The sequence below is a fragment of the Vibrio sp. TRT 17S01 genome (genome assembly GCF_050113695.1).
Lineage (GTDB): Bacteria > Pseudomonadota > Gammaproteobacteria > Enterobacterales > Vibrionaceae > Vibrio.
On sequence record NZ_JBNJOG010000043.1, the window covers coordinates 1 to 3,260 of the forward strand.

Below are 3,260 nucleotides of genomic sequence, written 5' to 3' on the forward strand. Positions count from 1 at the left end.
CTTAGCCTTCTATGAGCCGTCTTCTGATTGCAGTTTCCACAATGTAGAAGCGTTTCATCTTTAGACATTTACCTCTTCCTTAATCACGAATGTTGAACCTGTGTGCTAACGCCCAATTAAGGGGTGAACAACGCCTCCACCCAACTTAAAGCATTGTGCCATAGACACTAAACTTGAAGTAGAAGCAAAAGTGCCAAGCGTTGTGAATCCCTCTTAAATTGCTTGTTATATTTACGATTTCTCATAAGCTGAGCTTAGATCTTCAAAGAATATCCTACGATTTTCTAATATGTCCTCACGCCAAAGTTTGACTTCGTCCAATGGCTTCCCATGCTTTCCAATGTATATTTCGGCATAAAAGCTAGAAACAGCTTCCCCAAAGACTCTCAATGACTGCTGACTCTCTGCCAGCCCTAACAACAGCAACTTGGATTCGGCACTATTAAGGTTTTTATATGAATCATAAAGGTTAGCTCTAGCTTCGTTGATTTCTTTGAGAAATTCATCGGTATGCTTAAAACCCGAATTTGTTCTTCGAGTGTAGTCAACAATTCTAGCCCAATAGACCATCGTGTGATGGGAAAAAATTTCAACTTGTTCAGCTACAGATTCTAGGCTTTCGAGTTTACGTATTCGTCTCTGCTTTTCATCTTCATTTTTGTGTTGCAGTTGAGTTACTTTCCAAGTTGTAATCCCACTAATTAGAGCACCTAGCCCAATTTTCACAATAGTATCTAAGATTTCTAAGTATGTTATAGCCACTGAACCTCCTGTAAATATAACGCCCTGTTAAGGGGTGAGCAACGCAATACCAATGCCGCCGCATACCACCTTAATCACTAAAATCAACGCATAGTAAAAATGCCACGCGTTGCGAATCCCTCTTGAACAGTTTGTTAGCTATTTTTTTCCAACACCTCTCGGAGCTTAGTTATCGTATGTTGACTGTAGACTTTAATTCCATTGCGCTCTAACAATGCAGTAGCTACCCCTGAGCCATCGATTTTGATCCCGTTGAATGTACCGTCATAAATTTTTGAACTGCCACAGGAAGGGCTGCCTTCAGCGAGTATCGCGTACTTTATTTGCTGTTTTTTGCAAAGCTCCAAAGCGTTCTCTGCCCCACTTACAAATTGTTCAGTAACATCAATACCATCACTTCCAACAACGTTTGCCAAACCATCAAGCACATCAACACCTTTACCAGTAATGATTTCGGCAGGTGCTCTAGGAATAGGTAAACCTGCTGAGACTTCGGGGCAAAAGATCACTAGTTCTGCGTTTGACTTGAGCCATAGCAACTCAGGCTCTTTGACTGATAAACAGCTCGCATTGTATCTAACGTTGTTTCCAACCAGACATGAACTAACGAGAACTTTTACCACTGGAACTCCTTTATATACTAGAAATAGCTAACGCCCTGTTAAGGGGTGAGCAACGCAATACCGGAGCCGCTGCATACCACCTTAATCACTTAAACCAACGCATAGTGAAAATGCCACGCGTTGCGAATCCCTCTTGAACAGTTTGTTATATGTTTAACATACCCAAAACTTCATGCACTTCTTCTAACAATTCTCGAATACACTTTGCGAATAGATACTCTGCATCCTCAGGGATTAAATTGCTATTAGGTAAAAGTGTTGGTTCTATCTTTCCATCAAATAGTGGATACAGATTATGAACTACATAGTTGCGCCTTTCCAAAATGAAAGCTAATAGATACAACACATCATCTCCAACCAGCTTATGATCTTTACATGCACCAACTAATTCCCCTAAAGTCGGCTTGTTTCTGATTTTAATCTCAGCGGTAACAACTATTTCTTTTAAACAAGATTCGAGTTTCGACACCATCAAAGTTAACCGTCCGAGGTGTAAACAAAATGCATCGCTATCAATTAAATGATTGTAAAACTCATGATTCATATGCAGCTCTCAAATTAAACATATAACGCCAAATTAAGGTGTGAACAACGCTAGCCACCTTACCTAAACCATTGTGCCATAAACACTAAACTGGCTTGAAGTGAAAGCGCCAAGCGTTGTGAATCACTCTTAAATTTATTGTTAGTTGCGTTTTGGGATGACTTTAAGAGCAAAATCCACGATACCATTAAGCCAACTCTCAACTAATGCATCTCTTCGATTTGATGTAACTTCAAACCCGTCGGCTGTAGCAACAATTATATCTTCATAGATGGACTCTGCTTTGACAGTTGCCGATGCTCCATTAAATACACCGTCAGTATTGTTTGGCATTTCAAACTTATAGAGTAGTTCTTTACTATTAGATGCTAAGGTGTGCGGTAAAGAGGTCTCAATATTTCTAGCTACAGGGCAGTGTTTTTTAATGACCTCCGAGAAACCGTTTTCTTTACTAATCTTGATTGTTTCTCCTTCATATAAATGAAGTGAGGTTTCCTTAAGAATAGCAACACCGTGACCATCATTAATTAACCACAACGCTAGTTTCGTCGTTTCTTGAGTGCAATGAATCTCGAAGTATGTAGTCAAGACAGGCAGTAATTCCTTACGATTGTGTTGACGCTGAATAAATAGAGTCATACACGCAACAACCAAAGCTAAAAATACGAAAATTAGTTCCATAAAACCCTCTGAACAACTAACGCCGCGTTAAGTGGTGAACAACGCCAACCACCAAACCTAAACCATTGCATCTTAAACACTTAACCTGACTGGGAGTGAAATCGCCAAGCGTTGTGAATCCGTCTTAAACGCCTTGTTATGTTCGTACTCGAAGATTTAGTGCGATTACATCAAGTTGTCCTACTTCATTAAAATTCAAACGATAATGCTTGTAGCCTTCATGATCATGAATAATTTCTGACTGAACGTGCTTTGTAAGCCACGAAGAACCACAAATTTCATAACAACGGTCATCCCTTTCTCCCTCATGTAAGTCAAATACCATTTGCCACTTAAATGCTACAATATCTGAAAAATGAAGCCTGACCGCTTTCTCTTGCCAATCGTTAAAATCGACTAGAAGGTCGCCCTCTTCCTGATGGATACTTGGGTACTCTGCATCAGCTGTGGAAAACTCCAAGTTAAGTAATTTTATTGTTTCCATGCATTCTCCAGCCAAAGAACATAACGCCGCATTAAGGTGCGAACAACGCAAAACACCTAACCCAAACCATTACACCTTAAACACTAAAGCCAAGTTTAAACTGAGATCGCCAAGCGTTGTGAGTCACTCTTAAATGCTTTGTTATGTGAATTTTTCCAGCGCACTC

General features: G+C 39.9%; 5 protein-coding genes. All 5 read right to left on the bottom strand.

What is annotated here, in order from left to right; all coding sequences use genetic code 11:
• Positions 1 to 231: 231 nt before the first annotated feature.
• Positions 232 to 762, bottom strand: a complete 531-nt coding sequence (locus ACQEXS_RS22285; RefSeq protein ID WP_427015253.1) for a hypothetical protein — start codon at positions 760 to 762, stop codon at positions 232 to 234.
• Between the two features lie 134 nt (positions 763 to 896).
• Positions 897 to 1,385 (bottom strand): DUF523 domain-containing protein, encoded by a 489-nt coding sequence (locus ACQEXS_RS22290; RefSeq protein ID WP_427015254.1) that lies wholly within the window; start codon positions 1,383 to 1,385, stop codon positions 897 to 899.
• Positions 1,386 to 1,530: 145 nt separating this feature from the next.
• Entirely contained in the window at positions 1,531 to 1,929 is a 399-nt protein-coding gene (locus tag ACQEXS_RS22295; protein ID WP_164667156.1) for a hypothetical protein, read from the bottom strand.
• A 141-nt stretch (positions 1,930 to 2,070) separates the two neighbouring features.
• Positions 2,071 to 2,610, bottom strand: a complete 540-nt coding sequence (locus ACQEXS_RS22300; RefSeq protein ID WP_427015255.1) for a hypothetical protein — start codon at positions 2,608 to 2,610, stop codon at positions 2,071 to 2,073.
• Positions 2,611 to 2,746: 136 nt separating this feature from the next.
• Positions 2,747 to 3,094, bottom strand: coding sequence for a hypothetical protein (locus ACQEXS_RS22305; RefSeq protein ID WP_276456935.1), 348 nt, complete (start codon positions 3,092 to 3,094; stop codon positions 2,747 to 2,749).
• Positions 3,095 to 3,260: the final 166 nt, after the last annotated feature.